Raw genomic sequence first — 19,853 nt, 5'->3', positions numbered from 1 at the left:
TTTTGAAGACAGAAAATACGACGCAGACGGAGAGTTTTGCGAGAAATATCTTATTGCGAATATTAGCTGGACAGTGTCGCCAACCTCTTTTTTGCATCGGACAGTAAATGATGGGTTAGATCTGTCGCGTCCATTTCTTGGCCCAGAGCCGCAGATTGTCCGGACCACAGAGAAGAAAAATCCGCGGATCCGGCGGTTTCTGATTTCGCTTTTAGCGGTGCCAACGCAGCACCGGCTGTTGGAAAAGCCGGGGTTGCATCTGACATCGGGCCAATTTCGCGCATGACCCGGTTTATCAGGCCACGTGCTGGCTTGCCTGAAAACAGATTGGTTATAGCTGTTTTATTGTCTTTTGCCTGACGCAAGGCGTCGCGATGCAAATCACTGATCAGGGATTCCGGGGTAAATAAGTACGCCGTTCCAATCTGGACACCGGCGGCACCCAAGGCAAATGCTGCGGCAATCCCCCGACCATCGGCAATTCCACCGGCGGCGATAACCGGCACGGAAACCGCATCAACCACTTGCGGCACCAGCGCAAATGTTCCGGCTTGCGCCGTTACGTCTTGGGTCAGGAACATTCCGCGGTGGCCGCCGGCTTCGGCGCCTTGCGCAATAATGGTATCACATCCTCTGGCCTCTAACCAACGGGCTTCATCGGCAGTTGTTGCAGAGCTGATGATAGTTGCGCCCGTCGCCTTCACACGATCCACTAGCCCAGCCTCGGGTAATCCAAAATGAAAGCTGACTATTTTGGGTTTGAGGTCTTCGACAAGTCGGCATTGGTCCTCGCCGAAAGGCGTTCTTTGTGCGGCAGACGGGATATTCGTCAGGTCAATCTTCAGCTCGTCATAATACGGCGCAAGTTCCTCTCGCCAACCGTCATCCCGGGCAGGGTCCGCAGGCTCAGCAGAATGGCAGAAAAAATTCATGGCGAAGGCATTTTGGCTTTGCTGACGGATTATGCCGACTTCAGCCCGGATGCCATCCATGCCCAGCATGGCGCAGGGCAGCGACCCAAGTCCGCCGGCATTGCTGACGGCAATTGCCATCGCTGATCCGTTGGCTCCGGCCATCGGGGATTGAATAAGTGGATTATCAATTTCTAACAGATCCATTAATCGGTTATCTGGCCACATTGCAATCCCTTTTCGCTTGCTGAATTTATTTGAACGTTACGGAGGAAACCGCTTCTGCGACACGGGATTTACCCCACACAGAAACTTCGCCCGGGGCGACGGATGGGCCGGTTAAATTTACACCGGTTCCCGATGCCGTTAGAATGCGGCCGCCTTCGGCGTTTCGCACGACAATGATTCCGTCGATCAGGAAGATACCATAGACGCCAGCCGAGGGTCCGCCCCAGAAATCTGTTCCCCGAATACCGATGATTGCCGAGGACGTTATTACTTCAGCCCGTTTGTTTTTCATTTTTCCGATACCGCCCGAAATAAACCGGAAGGGGCCTTGTGCGGCGTCAAGTAAGATGCGTCCAACGCTTTTCTTCGGATCATAGAGAAACCGGTCGATGATGAGGGTGCTGTTTCCGCCAATGGTCAATTTGGTTTCGTCGCTAAAAGTGATCTCAACCCGCGCTTCTTTCGCAGAATTGATTTCGTCATTTTCCTGGATCGCGGAACCGGGCCTCAGCGGAAGTGTTTGCCCATCGCGGATGACAGTCGCGCTATTTTGCAGTCGGGTAACGGTGCCGATTTCCGGGCCAGCTAGCGCCAAAAGCGGCGCTAAAAAAACTCCGAGAAAAGCTACTAGTGTGATGATTTTTTGCATATTACACCCGGCCCTCTGCTTCACGATACAAATCACTGTGGCGTTTCTGCCTTCTCTAGGCAACAAAAATGTTGAAAGCCGTTAGCACGAGAAAAGACTTATTTGGTCTCATCATTGAGGCAGGCGGCGAAGTTGGTGGCGAGATTTTGCAGCAACACAGAATAGAAATCTGGTGTTTGCTCCAAATCGGCTCCAATGGGGTCGAGTGTACCAATACGGACACTGCTTCCTTCTATGACCGTTTCGATAAGCCGGTCGCTGAATTGCGGCTCCCGAAACACGCAGACGACGTTCCTATCGCGCAGCTTTTTTCGAATTGTCTGGACATCTGTGATTGACGGCGGCTGGTTTGGCTCGACAGTGATAGAGCCGACGCCATTGAGGCCGTGTTGATGCTCAAAATACTGATAAGCATCATGAAGGACGATGTAGGGTTTGTCTTTTACCGGAGTTAGTAATTCGGCGAGTTTTTGATCCAATACCTCGATCCGTGCCAGCAATATTTTAGCATTGTTTTGATAAATTTGCGCGTTCTCTGGATAAACTTCGGCCAATTTCTGAACGATAATTTCGACCATTATTCGGGCATTATCGGTGTCGAGCCAGACATGTAAGTCATCTCCGTTATGATCGTGATCGCTACTTGCCTGGGCGCTTGTCTCTTGATGCCCATGCGCCGCGTCATCATGGTCGTCCCAGTCACTACTGCGCCGTAGAGGCAAGATTTCCATGCCGGGCTGATGCGCTATTTCGGTCGCTTGGACAGATTCAGGGATGTTTTTAAGGGCGTTTCGGAGAAAGGTCTCAAACGCGTCATCAATATAGAAAACTGCACGCGCTTCCTGCAAAAGTCGCAATTGTGAAGGCCTCAGTGAATATCCGTGCGGGGAGGCGTTTTGCCGCATTAGCAAAGCTGCTTCACCTGTGGTCCCCATAACACCCTGCACCAATGCATGCAGCGGTTTAATTGAAACAACAATGCCTTGGGTCTGTGAGGCCATTACGGGCGCCGAAAAACCCAAGAGCAGAAAGATAAATATGAAAGTTCGAAACATGAAGGGGCTGCCCTATAGATTGTTGCGCGTGAATATATGTTATGTTATATTATAACACTATCTGACAAACAACCCCATACGGAAGATCATCATGCATAATTGCACCGCCCATAGTGATTGCATTGCGACCGCGTTGGCAGAGGCGGAGGAAATCTGTGCAGCCAAGGATTTGCGGTTTACCGATATTCGTCGCAACGTCCTCGAACTGGTCTGGACAAATCACGGACCGATCAAGGCGTACGATATACTAGAGCGTCTGGACAGCCGTATTGCGGCGATTAAACCGCCGACTGTATACCGTGCGTTGGATTTTCTTTTGGAAAATGGCCTGGTTCACAAGCTAAATAGTCTGAATGCCTTTGCGGGTTGCAGCCATCCGTTAAAACACAGTGAATGTTATTTCCTTATTTGCACCCAGTGCGGAGAAGCGAAGGAATGCTGCAATGCGGATTTATCTGACGTGATATTGGGCATTGCTGAGGAGAACAAGTTTCGGGTTCAGCACACAACCCTGGAAATTTCCGGCGAATGTGGGGAGTGCCATAGTCTATGACCGCGCTGGTATCTGCAGAGAACCTTTTCGTTGTTCGGGAGGGCGGTGAAATCTTGAGCGATGTCTCTCTCGCTCTTGAGGATCGGGATTTTATTACGATTATCGGACCAAACGGCGCCGGAAAATCCATGTTGCTCAAATGTATCATGGGGTTCTACAAACCGGACCGGGGACAGGTGATCCGCAAAAAAGGACTTCGTATCGGCTATGTTCCGCAACGACTTGTTGCTGACCATACCATTCCCATCCGTACGCGGCGGTTTTTGAGCTTGCGCAAGAAAGCGAGCAAGGAAACCTTGGAGCAGGTGGCAGAGGAGACTGGCATCGCCGAGCTACTGGAGCAGCCGTTGCATATATTGTCAGGCGGGGAATTACAGCGGGTTTTGTTAGCGCGCGCGCTGCTTGACGACCCGGAGCTCTTGGTCCTAGATGAGCCGGCGCAGAATTTAGATGTGACCGGTCAGCTGGCCTTCTATAAATTGTTGGACCGCATCTATGCTGAAAGGGATGTCAGTATACTCATGGTGTCCCATGATCTGCATTTGGTAATGTCCAGTACGAAGCAAGTGGTTTGCCTGTATCATCATGTTTGCTGTTCTGGTGAACCCCATATGGTGACCCGGGATCCGGAATTTATATCGCTGTTTGGAAATGACATGGCGAAATTGATGGCTGTGTACAACCATTCTCACGACCACGACCATGGCCACGATGATCACGGATCACATTCCCATGGGTGATGATTTTGTTATACGTGCCTTGATTGCCGGCATTGGCGTTGCACTGATTGCCGGGCCACTTGGATGTTTCGTGGTGTGGCGACGGATGTCCTATTTTGGTGACTCGCTGGCCCATAGCGCACTGCTCGGTATCGCACTGGGTTTGCTGTACGGGATCAATGTCAATCTTGGAACGATCATTGTCTGCTCGGTCTTTGCATTGTTGCTTGTCTGGCTGCAGCATCGGCGAGTGCTGGCGACAGATACCTTGCTGGGGATCCTGGCACATGCGGCGTTGTCCATTGGGATGGTCGCCATCAGTTTCCTCGATAATCCGCGGTTTGACCTGCATAGTTACCTATTTGGCGATATTCTGACCGTTCGTATGACTGACCTTTACTGGATTTATGGGGGCGGCGTCGTTGTGATTGCCTTGATTGTTGCTAATTGGTCGTCGCTGACCTTGATGACAATTCATGAGGACCTGGCGCGGGCTGAGGGGGTTAACACAATGTGGAGCAATATTCTGCTGATGCTCTTGATGACGATTGTCGTTGCCGTATCGATCCGTATCGTCGGCATATTGCTTGTAACGTCGTTGCTCATTATACCGGCAGCAACGGCAAGGCAATTGGTGACGTCGCCGGAGAATATGGCGCTAATGGCAGCAATATTGGGCTTATGCGCCGTGATCGGGGGAATTTTTGGCTCCGTTCAATTCGATACGCCTTCAGGTCCGAGCATTGTAACAGCCGCCGCCTTCATGTTTGCTGTTATTTCTTTTGGGGTTGCCCTATTTTATCGCCGTCGTTTTGTCAAATGACGGGACTTAACGTCGTGGATCCAATATCTCGGTAGTAAAAACAGGCGGCATCAAGCTGGATTGAAACCAGTTGATAAATGAGTAGATACTGAAAACCGGCAACCCAAGCTCCCGTCGCAAGTCGGCTGCATAAGGCACCATATTGGTGCATTCCAGCACAATGGCGCCGAGATTTTCGTGCGCTGCAACAAATTCCCGGCCTGCTGTCAGCATGTCTTCGCGGGCTTTGGTCACATCCATTACCGTTTCGTTATTCAATATGACCCGGGTGAATTCTGTCCCGCCTTCGGTTCCCATAACAGGTGTGTCGCGGGCGACGCCGGCGCCATCAAGATGTGCTTCAGTTAAAGTCTGTGCGGAAATGGTTAGAATGCCAGCGCGTTTGCTTGGTGGTAACAATTTTTCCACCATGGGAATTTGCATGAGGGAGGACGTTGCGACGGGTACTCCGACAGCTGCCGCAAGTTCCGCTTGAAACAAAGAGAGAAAACCGCAATTTGTCGTAATTCCGTCAGCGCCATCCCTGACCAAATCCCGAGCTGCGTCGATAAAATCGTTCAACAATCCACTTGCTTGCTCGCGCACGACCAATTCTGGAGAGGCGCCGCGGACTATTTTATAATGGACAGGGAAGGGCCAGGTGAGTGCATTGCCCATGTCGCCAGGAATACGCGGAAACTGTGCATCAAGCATTAAGATACCGACAGAGGCACCGAACAAGCCTTTACCGCCATACTGAATATCAGAAGAAGCCGTCATTAATCCAACCCCTCCGTTCCCATATAAATGCGCGCATATCCTTCTTTCACGGCGGCAGTTATCTGGTCTAGGCGGCAGGTGATATGGCGCTGCATGAGTTCCCCAGCCTTGTCGGCGTCGCGGGCGCAAATCGCCTGCAAAATATTACGATGTTCATGCTGTGTATCGTTTCGCCGATTATCCATATCGATCCAGCGGAAAAACTTGATCCGTTCATTTACATTTTTTAAAACACGGGCCATTTCCGAATTGCGGGTGAAGGAGACGATGTGTTCATGAAAGATTTCGTCAAACTCAACCAGTTTTTCACTGGACAACGCCCCCCTGTCGCTTCCGGTTTCCACTAGAAATTTTTTAACGGCGTTCAATTCATCATCTGTCGCCAGTTCACAGGCAAGGCGTGCAGAAGCGACCTCCAGTGTAGATCGCAGCTGATACAGCTCGAAAATTTCCCGGGGCTTTAAGTCTCGGCAGAAAAAACCACGTCCTCTTTCAAAGGTAAGCAGGCCTTCGGCCGTCAACCGGTTGAGCGCCTCTCGCAACGGGGTACGGCTGGCGCCCAGCTTTTTTGCAAGATCAACTTCATTGATCCGCTCGCCCGGTTTGAAGCTAAAGGAAATGGCTCGGTCCTTAATGTGATCATAGAGGCGCACGACGCTGCTGGACGGTTTTTCTTCGGCCAAGGCCATGGGGTGTATCCTATTCTGTATTCAATTCTAGCAAAGATATAACAGATAATAATTGAATATTCCAAGCCAAAATATAGCTTTACTAACAATTATCGAAATACGCTATTGACCGCCAGATAAAATTATGTGCAATACTGTATACAGTTTGAAATTGATATTTGGAGAAACCCGAATGGCCTCAGAAGGCAAGAACATGGCGTCAGGCGCGGAGGCTATGGTGCGTCTGCTACAGGCACATGATGTGAAACATATATTCGGTTTATGTGGAGATACATCGCTGCCGTTTTATGACGCGATGTTTAATCTGGATCATGGCATAACCCATTATTTAACGCGGGATGAGCGTCATGGCGCCTATATGGCGGATGCCTATGCGCGGGTTACGGGGAAAGTCGGCGTGACGGAAGGCCCTTCGGGCGGAGGCGCGACTTATATCCTGCCAGGTTTAGCGGAAGCGAACGAATCTTCTATCCCTGTGTTGGGAATAACCACCGATGTGTCGGTGTCGTCGCTGGGAAAATACCCTCTGACAGAGTTGGATCAGGGCGCGTTGATGAAACCGGTGACCAAATGGAATGGCGTTATCGATACGGCTGAACGACTACCAACGATGGTGCGCAACGCCTTCCGGGCAATGACGACTGGCCGGCCTGGCGCCGCTCATCTTGCGCTACCTTTCGATGTTCAAAAACATGATGTTCCGGACGAAGATATTTGGGGACAAGCTGAATTCGGTCAGTTTCCGGCTTGGCCATCTGGCCCCAATCCATGTGACGTGGAAGCCGCGCTGGATAAAATATTGGCAGCGAAATCCCCGGTAATTATCGTCGGTGGCGGTGTCATTATTTCAGGCGGAGAAACGGCTTTGCAGCAATTTGCAGAGCGCCTTGATATCGTCGTTGCGACAACCGTATCCGGACAGGGGTCGCTTGCCGATACTCATCCCAATTGCCTTGGGGTGGTCGGATCGAATGGCGGCGTTCCTGCGACGCGCGCTGTAGTTGACGAGGCGGATCTTGTGATCTTTATAAGTTGCCGAGCTGGATCTGTGACGACGGAACGTTGGCGGTCTCCACCGCTCGGTACGCCGATCGTACATATTGATTCCGACCCCGAAGTGATTTCGGCGATTTATGCGACTGAAGTCAGCATTGTTTCCGACGCGCGGCTTGCGCTTGAATCCCTGAATATGGCGCTGGATATGAGCGGCAAAGCACCGAAGGGATTTGGTGGCGCGGCCCGAGTGGCTGACGCCAAGAAAACCAAGTTTGCTGCGTTTGAGCTGTTGGCGGTGTCAAACGATTCACCCATTAAGCCGGAGCGATTGATTGCTGAACTTGATCGGGTTCTGCCCGACGACGCGGTGGTTGTCGCGGATCCAGGAACACCCTGTCCTTATGTTTCTGGCTTTAAGCCCTGGCGGCAGGCGGGACGGCATTTTATCAGCAACCGGGCTCACGGAGCATTAGGCTATTCTCTCTCTGCAGCCATGGGTGCACAGGTTGGCCGACCGGGGAGTAAAGTCATTGCGATGATGGGTGACGGGTCCTTTGGGTTTTCTTGCGGCGAATTCGAGACGGCGACCCGATATAATCTTCCCATAACCTTTATCGTAATTTCTAATTCAGTTTACGGATGGATAAAAGCTGGGCAGAAAACAGGCTTTGGGGAACGTTACTATAATGTCGATTTTAACGTGACGGATCACGCCGCTGTTGCGGCAGCGTTCGGCATCAAATCGTGGCGAGTGGAAGATCCGGCGGATCTCAACCGGATCCTGAAGGAAGCGATCGCTCATAATGGCCCAACTTTAATCGATGTGATTAGCCAACCGCTGCAGGATGCGAATGCACCTGTGAGTGAATGGGTCGCGTAAGGAAAACTTGATGGCAATTGTCTCTCATATGACAGTTTATCTGGCAGAGTTAAAGGTCCAAACGCCTCGCCACCACGGTGTTGGTTCCGTTGAGGGTGGGATCGATAACGTCTTTGTCTGTCTTCGGGATACGGAAGGCAGATGCGGATGGGGTGAAGCCTCGCCCTGGCCTGTCTTTACAGGAACGGCGCAATCTGCGGCCGGCGCGCTGGATACGCATTTTCGCCCACATGTAGTTGGAAAAGATCCGGCGAAAGTGGCGAGTATCATGCGCGTCGCCAACAAAACCGTTGCAGCAGCACCGGAAGCAAAAGCGGCTCTGGAAATGGCTTTGTACGATTTATATGGCCAGCAATGCGGATTGCCGGTTGCCGAATTATTGGGCGGGCGCGTCCGTGACGAAATTCCCCTGAGTATATCCATCGCCGATCCCGATTTCGGCCGTGACACGGATCTTGCAAAACGCGCCCATAGCGACGGTATTCGGATCTTTAAGGTCAAAACAGGCTTTGCCGAACATGTGTTTGATCTTATGCGGCTGGAGAGTTTGCGGTCTGACTTTCCTGATGTGGACATCCGGGTCGATTATAATCAGGGGCTTGTCGCTCATGAAGCGCTGGTAAAACTACGCGATATCGCAAATTTTAAACCAACGTTCATTGAACAGCCGGTACCTGCGGACAACTGGCGGGCAATGACGGCTTTGACAGCGGCGATAGATATTCCGATCATGGCTGATGAAAGCGTCTTTAATGCGGTTGATGCCTACCGGGCAGCTGAAGCCAAAATCGCCGACTTATTCAGTGTCAAAATTATGAAAAGCGGGGGCATGCGGGCCGGTCAAGATGTATCTGCCGTTGCCAAGTCTGCAGGCATTGCCTGCTATGGTGGAGATATGTTCGAATCCGGTCTGGCGCATCTGGCAGGAACGCATATGATTGCGGCAACAGATAATATATCATTAGGTTGCGAGTTTTATCAGGCACGATACTATCTGACTGAGGATGTTCTTGAGGCACCGTTTGCGTGTGAGAATGGGGCAGTTCAGGTGCCAACCGCCAGCGGGTTGGGCGGAACAGTTGATGAGGGGAAAATTCGAAAATGGGCTTCAGTTATCAAGGAGTAATATATGCCGGGTGAGGCAAAAAATATTGCCGTTATCGGTGCAGGCATCGTCGGAGTTTCTTCCGCTGAATGGCTACGCCGTGACGGTCACAATGTTACGATCATTGATCGTTTACCGCCTGGTGAAGGAACAAGTTTCGGTAACGGCGGTGTTCTAGCTCGTTGTGGAGTTGTGCCTGTGCCGACCCCTGGCATCCTCGCTAAGGCCCCAAAAATGCTTATGGATCCTGAGCAGCCGTTATTTGTGCGCTGGTCCTATCTTGTGAAAATGCTACCTTGGTTGCGGCAGTATCTATCTGCAAGCAAAGACGAAAAAGTTCGAGAAATCTCCGACGGCTTGGTCCCCTTACTGGAAGATGCTGTTAATGAACATTTGGCCCTGGCGAAGGGAACAGAAGCTGAGGCGTTTATTCATCCCGGTGACTATATTTTCCTCTATCGCGATGAAGCGGGATTCGAAAACGACAGCTATGTCTGGAATTTACGTCGCGAACAAGGTTTCATCGAAGTTCCTATGGATCGGACAGCGTTACTTGCCAATGATCCGGCTTTAGGCGACCGATACCACTTTGGGTGTAAAATGCAGGATCACGGACATATCGCCGACCCGGGTGGTTATGTCAAAGCTTTGGCTCGTCATTTTGAAAGTCAGGGCGGTCAATTGGTTCAGGCCGATGTGACGGATTTGCGCCAACATGGTGAGGGAATGGAAGTGGTTTTTGACGGCGGCGCCGAGAAATATGATCAGGTGGTCATTGCTGGTGGCGCCTGGTCCGCCAAACTAGCAGAGCGGCTAGGGCATAAAATTCCACTGGAAACGGAACGCGGATACCATATTCACTATGTAAATCCCAATGTTAAGCCGCCTTGTCCGTATATGGTCGCAGATTCAAAATTTGTCGCAACACCCATGACGGACGGTCTACGTACGGCGGGTATTGTTGAATTTGGAGGGCTTGATGCTCCGCCAAGCAAGGGACCAATTACCCTGCTTGAGAAAGGGATTAAAAAACTTTATCCCGAATTCGAATTTGAAGAAAAGCGTGAATGGCTGGGGCATCGCCCGGCACCAGCTGATAGTTTGCCATTCCTCGGACCGTCTTCGCACCACCCCAACGTTTATTGTGCTTTTGGCCATCATCACGTCGGTTTAACGGCGGGCCCTAAAACAGGGCGGATGATTGCTGACATGGTTTCTGATCGGTTGCCAAATATCGATATTAGGCCCTATCGTGTAGATAGGTTTGATTGAAAGGAGAGATCAGGAAAAGAGGGAAGACAATTAATTACATTTACAGGGAGTAATCAAATGATACTAAAATGTACAAAAGTACTGGTCGGCAGCGCCCTTGGGGCCGTACTGCTCGCCGTTCCGGCATTGGCGGAAAAATGGGATATGCCCATGGCCTATTCCGGATCAAATTTCCATTCAGCAACGGGCGCTGAGTTTGCCAAATGCATCACGACCGGAACTGGTGGCGCCATCGAAGTCGTCACTCATCCTTCAGGATCGTTGTTTAAAGGTGGAGATATCAAACGGGCCGTCCAAACTGGGCAAGCGCCAATCGGCGAACGCCTGCTTTCCGGTCACCAGAATGAAAACGCCGTCTTCGGTGTTGATTCAATTCCGTTTCTTGCCACATCGTTTGAAGATGCTGGAAAGCTCTGGAAAGCAGCCAAGCCAACAATGGAAAAAATCCTGGCAGAGCAGAATCTGGTTCTATTGTATTCTGTTCCGTGGCCACCACAGGGACTTTACTTCAAAAAAGAAGTCAACAGTGTCGCGGATATGAAGGGTATCAAATTCCGTTCATACAATAATGCGACGGCACGTCTTGCAGAATTGACAGGCATGCTTCCGGTAACCATCGAAGCGGCCGAAATATCGCAAGCCTTTGCGACTGGAGTAGCTGAATCCATGGTATCCTCTGGCTCTACCGGTTATGACCGTAAAGTCTGGGAAAGCCTTTCGCATTTTTATGAAGTAGATGCCTGGTTGCCGCGTAACTATATTATGGTCAACAAGGACGTTTGGGGTGACACCAGCGACGCTAACAAAAACGTCATTCGCGGTTGTGCGGAACTCGCTGAGTATGCCGGAACATGGCGTGCGGTTGAATACACAACATTTACTTTGAATGGTTTGAAAGCTGGCGGCATGACTGTTGGGCCCGCTGGTGATGCTTTGGTGGGTGAGCTCAAAGACATCGGCGCCACCATGACAGAAGAGTGGCTAAAAGCGGCAGGGCCAGACGGCGCTGCGATTATCGAGTCCTACAAAAGCATGCAATAGTATGCATTGCGGGAACGGAGAGAAATCTCCGTTCCCGTTTCCCTATTCACTAAAGTTCAGGGGAGGGAACTTTTATGACACCGGCTCTTAAAAAAGTCCGATCGTTTTTAGATATGCTCTATCTTGCGAGCGGCATTGTTGCCTCACTTTTTCTCGTCGCAATTTTGACATTAATTTTGGTCCAGATGCTCGCGCGCTGGACAGGCGAAGTTTTCCCAGGCGCACCTGATTACGCCGGTTATTGCATGGCTGCTGCCTCATTCTTTGCCTTCGCTCATGCTTTGAACCGTGGGGCTCATATCCGAGTCAGTATCTTGATCAACGCGGTTGGACCTAAGGTACGCCGTATTTTGGAAATCTGGTGTTTCACCATTGGGGCCGGGCTCGCCTGGTATTTTGCTTACTATGCGGTCAAGGCGACCTATTGGTCCTGGAAATTTCATGATATCAGTCAGGGACAGGATGCAACGGCGATCTGGATCCCGCAGATGGCCATGGTCATCGGTAGTATCATCTTTGCAATCGCACTACTAGATCATCTTATTCATGTCTTGTTCGTCGGGAATCACCGGATCGTAACGGACATCGTCGAACAAAGTCACGGAGAGTAGGGTTATGGAAGAAATTCAACTTATTGCCCTATTTCTCTTTGTTCTGTTTTTATTACTGGGGACAGGTGTCTGGGTCGGGCTAGCGTTGCTGGGCGTGGCCTTTTTTGGCATAGAAATGTTTACAGCGCGTCCCGCCGGCGACACCATGATCACGACCATCTGGTCAAGCTCGTCAAGCTGGACATTAACAGCGTTGCCGCTGTTTATCTGGATGGGTGAAATTCTGTTTCGAACACGCTTGTCGGAAGATATGTTTCGGGGCCTGTCGCCCTGGATGGCCCGATTGCCAGGCGGTCTCGTACATACAAATATTGTCGCCTGTACTATATTTGCCGCTGTTTCAGGATCCTCAGCCGCGACCCTGACAACCGTCGGTAAAATGGCCATACCGGAACTACGAAAGCGTAAATATCCCGAATCACTTGTGATCGGTACGTTGGCGGGTGCCGCGACACTTGGCTTGATGATCCCCCCTTCACTGACTCTCATCGTCTATGGCGTGACTATCAATGAAAGTATCACAAAGCTCTTTATGGCGGGTATTTTGCCGGGCTTGTTTTTAGCCTTCCTGTTTATGGCCTATGTGGCCCTCTACTCGAAATTCTCCAGTAATTTTGCACCGTTGGAAGAGCCGAAAATGACTTTTTCGGAAAAGGTCAAAAATTCCCGTTTTCTAATTCCCCTGCTTATTTTGATCGCGGTTGTTATAGGCTCGATGTATTTAGGTATCGCGACGGCGACAGAAGCTGCTGCTTTCGGTGTTGTTGGTTCATTACTTTTGGCAGCGACCCAGAGATCGCTGAACTGGGAAACATTCTCACAAAGCCTTATGGGGGCAACACGCACGTCGGCGATGATTGCGCTCATCCTGGCCGGCGCATCTTTCTTATCTTTGTCCATGGGGTTTACGGGCTTGCCAAGAGGACTGGCAGATCTCATTGGGTCATTGGAACTTTCGCGCTTTGAACTTCTTATGGTTCTGTTGGTGTTCTATATTATCCTAGGATGTTTTCTCGATGGTATCTCTTCGGTGGTGCTGACCATGGCTGTTGTAGAGCCGATGATCCGACAAGCAGGTATCGATCTCATCTGGTTTGGTATTTTCATTGTTGTCGTGGTCGAGATGGCGCAAATTACACCGCCTATTGGGTTTAACCTCTTTGTATTGCAGGGGATGACCCATCATGAAATGAACTTTATCGCGAAAGCCGCGATCCCCATGTTCCTTATCATGGTGGTTATGGTTTTCGTTCTGATCTTTGTGCCTGACCTGGCGACCTTTTTGCCAGATAACATGCGGCAAGGCCCTGGCGGTGGTTAGCTGGCTTTCTTTCGAATTTCCTGTGGGCGAAGTCGAGTATTCGCCCACGGGGTCTTCTGCATCAGATGCTCTTTGATGAAGTCCAGAAATACCCGGACATTTGGTGCGAGGCCGCGATAGGATGGATAAACAGCGTGGAATGGCACGGAAGGGCCTGTCCAGTCTTTCATCACTCTGACTATTTTCCCGGTTTTAAGATCCTCATTACATAAAAACCCGGGAACAAGTGCGATGCCAACTCCAGCCAGAACCAAGTCGAAAACCACACCATGATCTTGAATTGCAAAGCGCGGACGCACCGTCACCGCGGCGGACTTTCCGTCTCGATAAAGCGCAAACTCGGCCTTGTTGTTCGATTCCGCGGCGGACAGGCAATCATGCTCCAAAAGATCTTTGGCTGTTTCTGGGGCGCCATGACGCTCCAAATACTCTCTGCTCGCATATAAATGCTGCTGAGAAACGCCTAGCTTCACGGCGATAAGACTTTGATCATCAATGTCACCTTTTCGAATAGCAACATCATAACCTTCGTTAATAAGGTCCAATTTACGGTTCGTAAGGGAGAGTTTTATTCTGATTTCAGGATACTTATCCATAAAGGAAGGGAGAATAGGCATAACAAAAAAGCGACCAAAAGTTTCTGGCAGACTAACTGTCAGCTGACCGCTGGGCTCTCGTTTTAACTTGTTCATGGCATAGTCCGCTTGCTGTGCCTCGGCCAACACACGGGAACAAAATTCGAAATACAGCCGACCACTGTCTGTTAATCCGATTTTACGGGTCGTTCGCTGTAGTAACCGAATTTCTAAACGGTCCTCTAACGACGCAATGCGGCGGCTGACATTTGATTTCGACATATTCAGTGCGTTCGCGGCTTTCGAGAACCCTTGCAATTCGACGACTTTTGCAAAAATTCCCATATCAGATAGATTTTCCATGGCTATTGTCCTGTATAGTGAACAGTGTTTCCATTATATTTAGCTTTGTCTTTCAGCAAGAACAATATAAATTTATAAAGCGCTTCTTATTCGTGCGTCTGATGACAATGATCTCTCAAACGAAAGAAGCCAACAACATAAGGGAATACCTGTCTTTAAGAAAATCAAACCAATGTCTCAAGCTGACAATAAAACGGCACCTAAAGACAGGCACATACAACAGGGAGTAAGTTTGATGAACAGATTAGTAAAGTCGACCATGGCAATTGCAGCGGCAGTCGCCGGAAGTCTGGTTTTCAGTGGCGCAGCTACAGCGGCGCCAGAGCTGCCGTGCAAGACAGCAAAATTGATCGTGCCATGGGGACCGGGTGGTGGAACAGCAGGTATTTTTGGTGTGTTTGAAAATACTATCAACGCAGCAGGCGCTTCACCTCAGGTTAAAGTCGTGACGATTCCGGGCCAAGGGGGAAATAAAGGCGCGAAGGAAGCATTGGGCGCAAAACCTGATGGCTGTACTCTTTTCGCCATTCATCAAAGCGCGATTGTCGGCTACATCAACGGCGTTGTCGACTTTAATTATGACGCTTTTGATACGGTGGCGCACTTGACCAGCACACCTGAAATTATTGGTGCTGGCGGACATGTTCCGTACAATACTTTGGAAGAAATGCTGGACGCGGCGAAAGCCAATCCTGGAAATATCCCGACAGGCGTAACTATGGGGGCGACCAGTCACTTTCTCTGGTTGTTGCTGGGTGATAAAACAGGGACGTCATACAAATATGTGCCTTATCAAGGAGGTACCGGCAAACGCATTACCGGGCTGTTGTCAGGCGCCATTGATCTTGGTGGTATTAATTTGGCTGCCGCAAGAACACAAACGAAGGACGGCCAGCTCAAAGCCTTTGCCATTGCCGCAGATGAGCGCAATCCGCTTCTTCCGGATGTTCCGACGCTTAAAGAACGCGGAATTGATATGACCTACGCCCTTAACCGCGGAATTGTTGTGCCAAAAGGCACGTCTCGCGAAATTCGGGATTACTGGGCTGGAATTTTTGAAAAGGCTACGCAGAATAAAGCGTTTCAGGATCAAATGGCCTCCAAAGGAACCTCTCTGATCTATTTGGGTCCGGATGAATATGAAGCCTGGTTTGCCGAAACCTCAGACGGTTTGATGGGCGTTGCCAAGAAAATGGGTATTTCCAAACGCTAATACTCACCAATAGTCGGCAGCAAAGGCGTATGGTCCTTTGCTGCCGAATTTTCCTGCCAGGTCACAGAGTGAGATAAGCTGCCATGCGCATAACACGTGATGTTGTTGTTGGGATTGTCCTTCTCCTCATTTGTGGAACATTTTTATCCGCAACGCTGGGAATGGAAAAACCTGATTTTGGCCAGATGCCGCCCGCCCTATGGCCTCGGATTATTCTGGTTCCCTTGACATTGCTTAGTCTTATTTTCTTGGTCCGTGCAGTGATGCGACCGGATCTCAGAGGGCCCGATCGGGGCGGATTCAAAGGCTGGTTTGTCTACTACCGTTCGCCATTTGTCTGTTTCACGATGTTTTCCGTTTTCCTGGTAACAATGCCCTATTTGGGGATGCTAATCGGCGGAATCCTGTTTGTCTTTTTAATGCTGAATTTTCTTGGGGGTTGGCGGCCGAAACTAATGGCATTGCATTGCCTCGTTTCAATTATTGCCGTCGGAGCCATGTGGTCCGTTTTTACATTCGCGTTGGGTGTGCTGCTACCGCGCGGTGAAATTTTTACGTATTACTGAAGGGTGAGGACACAATATGTTTGATACGATCCTCGCCGCCAGCGCGGAACTCGCGAATATAAAAACACTGGCCTTTATGATGCTGGGAACTTTTGCGGGCCTGATGGCCGGTGCAATTCCTGGCTTTACCATTGCCATGGCAGTTGTGCTTGTTTTGCCTTTTACTTTCAACATGACACCGATTGAAGGCCTTGCCACCATGATGGCCGTTTACGTTGGCGGCCTATCCGGTGGTCTCATGTCAGGAATTCTGACCGGTATTCCGGGGACACCGTCGTCGGTCGCAACGACCTTCGATGGATATCCTCTTGCCCGGCAGGGCAAGGCCGGCCTTGCTCTTGGAGTCGGCGTTTGGTCGTCTTTCTTTGGCGGTACAATCGGCGCCGTAGTCTTGATTTTGGTCGCTCCCCAACTATCCCAGATCGGGTTGGAATTTCATCCTTGGGACTTCTTCTCTCTGGTGATTTTTGCTCTTACCGTGACGGCAAGTCTGGCAAGCGAGAATATCATCAAAGGACTGATTGCGGGCTTAGTCGGGTTATTGATCGCCACAATCGGTGTTGATGACATTATGGGGTATCCGCGATTTAATTTTGGCACAGAACCGTTGAAACAGGGATTTTCTTTCCTGCCAGTATTGGTTGGTTTGTTTGCCTTCAGCCGGTTGTTGGGAGATATCAGGGACCCTTCTAGCGCCCACAAGAGCTTGGGTGGTAACGATGCAACAGCCGTACGGATAGAACATCGAAAAGCGGCGGCGGAAGTTTTGAAGCGATGGTTTAATTTACTACGGTCTTCTTTACTGGGTGTTTTCGTCGGTGTTCTTCCGGCAGCGGGCAGCACAATTTCCAATATTTTGGCCTATGATCAAGCCAAAAAAGCCTCCAAAAACCCAGAGGAATTTGGCACGGGAAGCCTCGACGGCATTGTCGCGCCGGAGGCGGCAAATAATGCAACGGCGGGTGGCGCATTGATTGTTATGATGGCGTTGGGGATACCAGGAGATATTGTCACCGCCGTTATGCTCGGTGCGCTGCTTATCCATGACGTGATCCCCAGTCCGTCTTTTATTTCTGACGAGCCTGTGCTCGCCTATGCCATCTTTATCTCGTTCTTTGTCGCGAATTTTATGATGCTGGGCCTGCAATCCATCACCTTGCGTGGCTTCGTCAAAATCACCAAAGTCAAAATGTATATGTTGACGGCGGTGATCCTGTTTTACTGTTCCATCGGCGTGTTTGCATTGAATAATGTTGAGTTCGATATGTGGACGCTGTTTTGGTTTGGCGTCTTGGGCTTTGTTATGCGGTCTTTAGGTTTTCCCATTGTTCCGATCATTCTGGGTGCCGTGCTGGGATCCATAGCCGAAACCAGTTTGGCTCAATCGCTGGCAATATCTGATGATCTATCTCCATTCTTTACCCGGCCCTGGTCGCTTTTCTTCATTTTGTTGGGATTCATGTCGATCATTTTCCCGGTATATCAGAAACGCCGGGGCACGGCGGCATGGACACGATATTTTGTTCCGGTATTTGCTGTTATATTGGCGGTGCCCGTGTTTATGATGGGGGGTTACGTTCGTCCCGTTCTAGCTGGCATCATGGTGGTTTTTGCAGTTGTATTATTGATAAAGAACCTCCGGCATAGACCCGATGACACAGTTCTGGTACGAGGAAGTGGCGACGACATTTAGCGCCGTATGACATGGAACAGGCCTTTGGCTCTCCGATAAAATCAAGAGGAAGTGGAATGAGTAAGCCCTTAAAAACAAGAACCGGTGGTCATGTGCTTGCGGACCAACTGGCAATCCAGGGTACGGACACCGTTTATTGTGTCCCAGGGGAGAGTTATATCGACGTTATTGATGGCCTTTATAATCATGCCAATTCCATAAAGATGGTCAATACGCGCCATGAAGGCGGGGCCTCAAATATGGCAGAAGCCTATGGAAAATTGACCGGACGTCCCGGCATCTGCATGGTGACTCGAGGACCCGGTGCGACCAATGCGGCCATTGGTCTGCATACGGCTTATCAGGACAGCACGCCGATGATTATGTTCATCGGACAGGTAGCCCGCGACATGGTGGATCGGGAAGCTTTTCAGGAAATGGACTATCGCAAGGTCTTCGGCGAAATGGCGAAATGGGTGGCGCAAATAGATGATGCCAGCCGTATTCCTGAATATATCAGCCGTGCTTATCATACAGCGTTATCGGGCCGTCCGGGTCCGGTGGTTCTGGCGCTGCCAGAAGACATGCTTCGTGACGAGGTGAGCGTGGCGGATATCAGTCGCGCAGCGATCGCACCCAGTCTTGCACCGAGCACAGATGCCATGACGGATTTGGCGTCCCGGTTAGCGGCCTCCGAAAAACCTTTGATGATTGTTGGCGGCGCAACCTGGACACAAGCAGCCGTCAATGACATCCAGGACTTTGCCGAGGCACATCATATACCCGTTTGCGCGTCTCTTCGGTCGCAGGATTGTTTTGATAATCGCCATCCCAATTACGCTGGTGATGTTGGCATTGGTCTTAACCCGAAGTTGGCGAAACGGATTCAGGAAAGTGACTTGTTGCTGGTTGTTGGCCCGCGCCTCGGGGAGATGACGACCCAGGGATACTCTCTGATTGGGTTGCCAGAACCGCTTCAGGATATGGTTCATGTACATCCCGGTGTTGAAGAATTGGGGCGGGTTTTCCTGCCGGATTTGGCGATCAATGCCCGTATGCCTGAATTTGCCAAAGCAGTTAAAGCTCTTGCACCAGCGGATGCTGAGAGTGCGCGAGCAGAATGGGTAAAGAGTGCGTCGGCAGATTACCAGGAACGGTTGCGACCGACAGAAGTGCCGGGCGAGGTGAATATGGCGGAGATTGTGGCCCATCTGAATAATATTTTGCCAGAAGATGCCATTGTTACAGCCGGAGCCGGCAATTATACAGTATGGGTCCATAGATATTTTCAACATAAGTGCTATCGCACTCAGCTCGCACCGACCAGCGGCGCCATGGGATATAGTGTGCCAGCTGCAATCAGCGCAAAAATAACCGAACCACACCGAACCGTCGTCAGTTTTAATGGCGATGGCTGTTTTATGATGTTAGGTCAGGAACTGGCAACGGCCATGCAGTTCAATGCGCCGGTAATTTTTATTATTGTGAATAATGGCATGCTTGGCACCATTCGAATGCATCAGGAGCGAGGATATCCGACGCGCGTATACGCAACGGATTTATTTAATCCCGATTTTGCCGCTCTTGCACGGGCGTACGGTGCGTTTGGGGCGACTGTCACCAAAACGTCGGAATTTGCCGATATATATGAGCAGGCTGTTGCCAGTGGCAAACCAGCAGTTATTGAAATTGTGGTTGATCCGGAAGCTTTGACGCCGCAACAGAGTCTGTCGGAAGCTCGGGCACAGGGAGAAGCAGACCACCCCCACTGAAAAATAGTCGGAATTTCTAAGAAACATTGACATTTGGGACCTGCTTTCGCGGGTTCTCGACACATATTATGAGTAGGAAA

Annotated in this window: 19 protein-coding genes; 13 read left to right on the top strand and 6 right to left on the bottom strand. The window is 50.4% G+C overall.

Annotation, left to right across the window (positions count from 1 at the left end):
• Window positions 1–62: 62 nt before the first annotated feature.
• From V7723_RS02005 to V7723_RS01995, 3 genes are all read right to left on the bottom strand, one after another.
• Window positions 63–1,145 (bottom strand): NAD(P)H-dependent flavin oxidoreductase, encoded by a 1,083-nt coding sequence (locus V7723_RS02005; protein WP_443024160.1) that lies wholly within the window; start codon window positions 1,143–1,145, stop codon window positions 63–65.
• A gap of 19 nt (window positions 1,146–1,164) precedes the next feature.
• A complete protein-coding gene (locus V7723_RS02000) occupies window positions 1,165–1,788 on the bottom strand; it encodes a FecR family protein (protein ID WP_335682744.1) in 624 nt (207 codons plus the stop codon).
• 98 nt (window positions 1,789–1,886) lie between these two features.
• Window positions 1,887–2,789: a zinc ABC transporter substrate-binding protein gene (locus V7723_RS01995; RefSeq protein WP_335682743.1), complete on the bottom strand. Its 903-nt coding sequence runs from the start codon at window positions 2,787–2,789 to the stop codon at window positions 1,887–1,889.
• A gap of 145 nt (window positions 2,790–2,934) precedes the next feature.
• Between V7723_RS01995 and V7723_RS01990 the strand changes: the two genes are divergently transcribed.
• The 3 genes from V7723_RS01990 to V7723_RS01980 are packed head-to-tail and all read left to right on the top strand — an operon-like array spanning window position 2,935 to window position 4,938.
• Window positions 2,935–3,396 (top strand): Fur family transcriptional regulator, encoded by a 462-nt coding sequence (locus tag V7723_RS01990; protein ID WP_335682742.1) that lies wholly within the window; start codon window positions 2,935–2,937, stop codon window positions 3,394–3,396.
• Window positions 3,393–4,136, top strand: coding sequence for an ATP-binding cassette domain-containing protein (locus V7723_RS01985; RefSeq protein WP_335682741.1), 744 nt, complete (start codon window positions 3,393–3,395; stop codon window positions 4,134–4,136). The genes V7723_RS01990 and V7723_RS01985 overlap by 4 nt, the downstream gene beginning before the upstream one ends.
• Window positions 4,129–4,938, top strand: a complete 810-nt coding sequence (locus V7723_RS01980) for an iron chelate uptake ABC transporter family permease subunit (RefSeq protein ID WP_335682740.1) — start codon at window positions 4,129–4,131, stop codon at window positions 4,936–4,938. The genes V7723_RS01985 and V7723_RS01980 overlap by 8 nt, the downstream gene beginning before the upstream one ends.
• 6 nt (window positions 4,939–4,944) lie before the next feature.
• Here the strand turns inward: V7723_RS01980 and V7723_RS01975 are convergent, their stop codons facing one another.
• Window positions 4,945–5,697, bottom strand: a complete 753-nt coding sequence (locus V7723_RS01975) for an aspartate/glutamate racemase family protein (RefSeq protein WP_335682739.1) — start codon at window positions 5,695–5,697, stop codon at window positions 4,945–4,947.
• Window positions 5,697–6,386 (bottom strand): GntR family transcriptional regulator, encoded by a 690-nt coding sequence (locus V7723_RS01970; RefSeq protein ID WP_335682738.1) that lies wholly within the window; start codon window positions 6,384–6,386, stop codon window positions 5,697–5,699. The genes V7723_RS01975 and V7723_RS01970 overlap by 1 nt, the downstream gene beginning before the upstream one ends.
• 172 nt (window positions 6,387–6,558) lie before the next feature.
• On the opposite strand from V7723_RS01970, the gene V7723_RS01965 reads away from it, so the two are divergent.
• The 6 genes from V7723_RS01965 to V7723_RS01940 all read left to right on the top strand — a co-directional run bounded on the left by V7723_RS01965 (window position 6,559) and on the right by V7723_RS01940 (window position 13,612).
• Window positions 6,559–8,262 (top strand): thiamine pyrophosphate-binding protein, encoded by a 1,704-nt coding sequence (locus V7723_RS01965; protein ID WP_335682737.1) that lies wholly within the window; start codon window positions 6,559–6,561, stop codon window positions 8,260–8,262.
• Between the two features lie 10 nt (window positions 8,263–8,272).
• Entirely contained in the window at window positions 8,273–9,388 is a 1,116-nt protein-coding gene (locus V7723_RS01960) for an enolase C-terminal domain-like protein (protein WP_335682736.1), read from the top strand.
• 3 nt (window positions 9,389–9,391) lie between these two features.
• Window positions 9,392–10,639, top strand: a complete 1,248-nt coding sequence (locus V7723_RS01955; RefSeq protein ID WP_335682735.1) for an NAD(P)/FAD-dependent oxidoreductase — start codon at window positions 9,392–9,394, stop codon at window positions 10,637–10,639.
• A 57-nt stretch (window positions 10,640–10,696) separates the two neighbouring features.
• A complete protein-coding gene (locus tag V7723_RS01950) occupies window positions 10,697–11,680 on the top strand; it encodes a TRAP transporter substrate-binding protein (RefSeq protein WP_335682734.1) in 984 nt (327 codons plus the stop codon).
• A 74-nt stretch (window positions 11,681–11,754) separates the two neighbouring features.
• Entirely contained in the window at window positions 11,755–12,291 is a 537-nt protein-coding gene (locus V7723_RS01945) for a TRAP transporter small permease (RefSeq protein ID WP_335682733.1), read from the top strand.
• Between the two features lie 4 nt (window positions 12,292–12,295).
• Window positions 12,296–13,612 carry a TRAP transporter large permease gene (locus V7723_RS01940; RefSeq protein WP_335682732.1) on the top strand — a complete coding sequence of 439 codons (1,317 nt, stop codon included), beginning with the start codon at window positions 12,296–12,298 and terminating at the stop codon, window positions 13,610–13,612.
• Here V7723_RS01940 and V7723_RS01935 read toward each other — a convergent pair.
• A complete protein-coding gene (locus V7723_RS01935) occupies window positions 13,609–14,550 on the bottom strand; it encodes a LysR family transcriptional regulator (RefSeq protein WP_335682731.1) in 942 nt (313 codons plus the stop codon). The genes V7723_RS01940 and V7723_RS01935 overlap by 4 nt on opposite strands.
• 235 nt (window positions 14,551–14,785) lie before the next feature.
• Here V7723_RS01935 and V7723_RS01930 point away from each other — a divergent pair, with 235 nt between their 5' ends.
• The 4 genes from V7723_RS01930 (at window position 14,786) to V7723_RS01915 (ending at window position 19,773) form a co-directional block, all read left to right on the top strand.
• Window positions 14,786–15,763 carry a Bug family tripartite tricarboxylate transporter substrate binding protein gene (locus tag V7723_RS01930; protein WP_335682730.1) on the top strand — a complete coding sequence of 326 codons (978 nt, stop codon included), beginning with the start codon at window positions 14,786–14,788 and terminating at the stop codon, window positions 15,761–15,763.
• An 83-nt stretch (window positions 15,764–15,846) separates the two neighbouring features.
• The gene (locus V7723_RS01925) at window positions 15,847–16,329 is read left to right on the top strand and encodes a tripartite tricarboxylate transporter TctB family protein (RefSeq protein WP_335682729.1); all 483 of its coding nucleotides are present in this window, start codon (window positions 15,847–15,849) and stop codon (window positions 16,327–16,329) included.
• A gap of 16 nt (window positions 16,330–16,345) precedes the next feature.
• Window positions 16,346–18,022, top strand: a complete 1,677-nt coding sequence (locus V7723_RS01920; protein ID WP_335682728.1) for a tripartite tricarboxylate transporter permease — start codon at window positions 16,346–16,348, stop codon at window positions 18,020–18,022.
• Between the two features lie 56 nt (window positions 18,023–18,078).
• Window positions 18,079–19,773 (top strand): thiamine pyrophosphate-binding protein, encoded by a 1,695-nt coding sequence (locus V7723_RS01915; RefSeq protein ID WP_335682727.1) that lies wholly within the window; start codon window positions 18,079–18,081, stop codon window positions 19,771–19,773.
• Window positions 19,774–19,853 lie beyond the last annotated feature (80 nt).

The sequence above is a fragment of the Sneathiella sp. genome (assembly GCF_036960985.1).
Taxonomy (GTDB): Bacteria; Pseudomonadota; Alphaproteobacteria; order Sneathiellales; family Sneathiellaceae; genus Sneathiella.
The sequence above is the reverse complement of the archived record's forward strand: the minus strand, read 5'-3'. Positions and strand labels throughout refer to the sequence as shown.

Bases quoted from the DNA above. Each gene is read 5' to 3' on its own strand.
- V7723_RS02000 (WP_335682744.1), bottom strand. From the start codon at position 1,788: ATGCAAAAAATCATCACACTAGTAGCTTTTCTCGGAGTTTTTTTAGCG.
- V7723_RS01995 (WP_335682743.1), bottom strand. From the start codon at position 2,789: ATGGCCTCACAGACCCAAGGCATTGTTGTTTCAATTAAACCGCTGCAT.
- V7723_RS01990 (WP_335682742.1), top strand. From the start codon at position 2,935: ATGCATAATTGCACCGCCCATAGTGATTGCATTGCGACCGCGTTGGCA.
- V7723_RS01985 (WP_335682741.1), top strand. From the start codon at position 3,393: ATGACCGCGCTGGTATCTGCAGAGAACCTTTTCGTTGTTCGGGAGGGC.
- V7723_RS01980 (WP_335682740.1), top strand. From the start codon at position 4,129: ATGGGTGATGATTTTGTTATACGTGCCTTGATTGCCGGCATTGGCGTT.
- V7723_RS01975 (WP_335682739.1), bottom strand. From the start codon at position 5,697: ATGACGGCTTCTTCTGATATTCAGTATGGCGGTAAAGGCTTGTTCGGT.
- V7723_RS01970 (WP_335682738.1), bottom strand. From the start codon at position 6,386: ATGGCCTTGGCCGAAGAAAAACCGTCCAGCAGCGTCGTGCGCCTCTAT.
- V7723_RS01965 (WP_335682737.1), top strand. From the start codon at position 6,559: ATGGCCTCAGAAGGCAAGAACATGGCGTCAGGCGCGGAGGCTATGGTG.
- V7723_RS01960 (WP_335682736.1), top strand. From the start codon at position 8,273: ATGGCAATTGTCTCTCATATGACAGTTTATCTGGCAGAGTTAAAGGTC.
- V7723_RS01955 (WP_335682735.1), top strand. From the start codon at position 9,392: ATGCCGGGTGAGGCAAAAAATATTGCCGTTATCGGTGCAGGCATCGTC.
- V7723_RS01950 (WP_335682734.1), top strand. From the start codon at position 10,697: ATGATACTAAAATGTACAAAAGTACTGGTCGGCAGCGCCCTTGGGGCC.
- V7723_RS01945 (WP_335682733.1), top strand. From the start codon at position 11,755: ATGACACCGGCTCTTAAAAAAGTCCGATCGTTTTTAGATATGCTCTAT.
- V7723_RS01940 (WP_335682732.1), top strand. From the start codon at position 12,296: ATGGAAGAAATTCAACTTATTGCCCTATTTCTCTTTGTTCTGTTTTTA.
- V7723_RS01935 (WP_335682731.1), bottom strand. From the start codon at position 14,550: ATGGAAAATCTATCTGATATGGGAATTTTTGCAAAAGTCGTCGAATTG.
- V7723_RS01930 (WP_335682730.1), top strand. From the start codon at position 14,786: ATGAACAGATTAGTAAAGTCGACCATGGCAATTGCAGCGGCAGTCGCC.
- V7723_RS01925 (WP_335682729.1), top strand. From the start codon at position 15,847: ATGCGCATAACACGTGATGTTGTTGTTGGGATTGTCCTTCTCCTCATT.
- V7723_RS01920 (WP_335682728.1), top strand. From the start codon at position 16,346: ATGTTTGATACGATCCTCGCCGCCAGCGCGGAACTCGCGAATATAAAA.
- V7723_RS01915 (WP_335682727.1), top strand. From the start codon at position 18,079: ATGAGTAAGCCCTTAAAAACAAGAACCGGTGGTCATGTGCTTGCGGAC.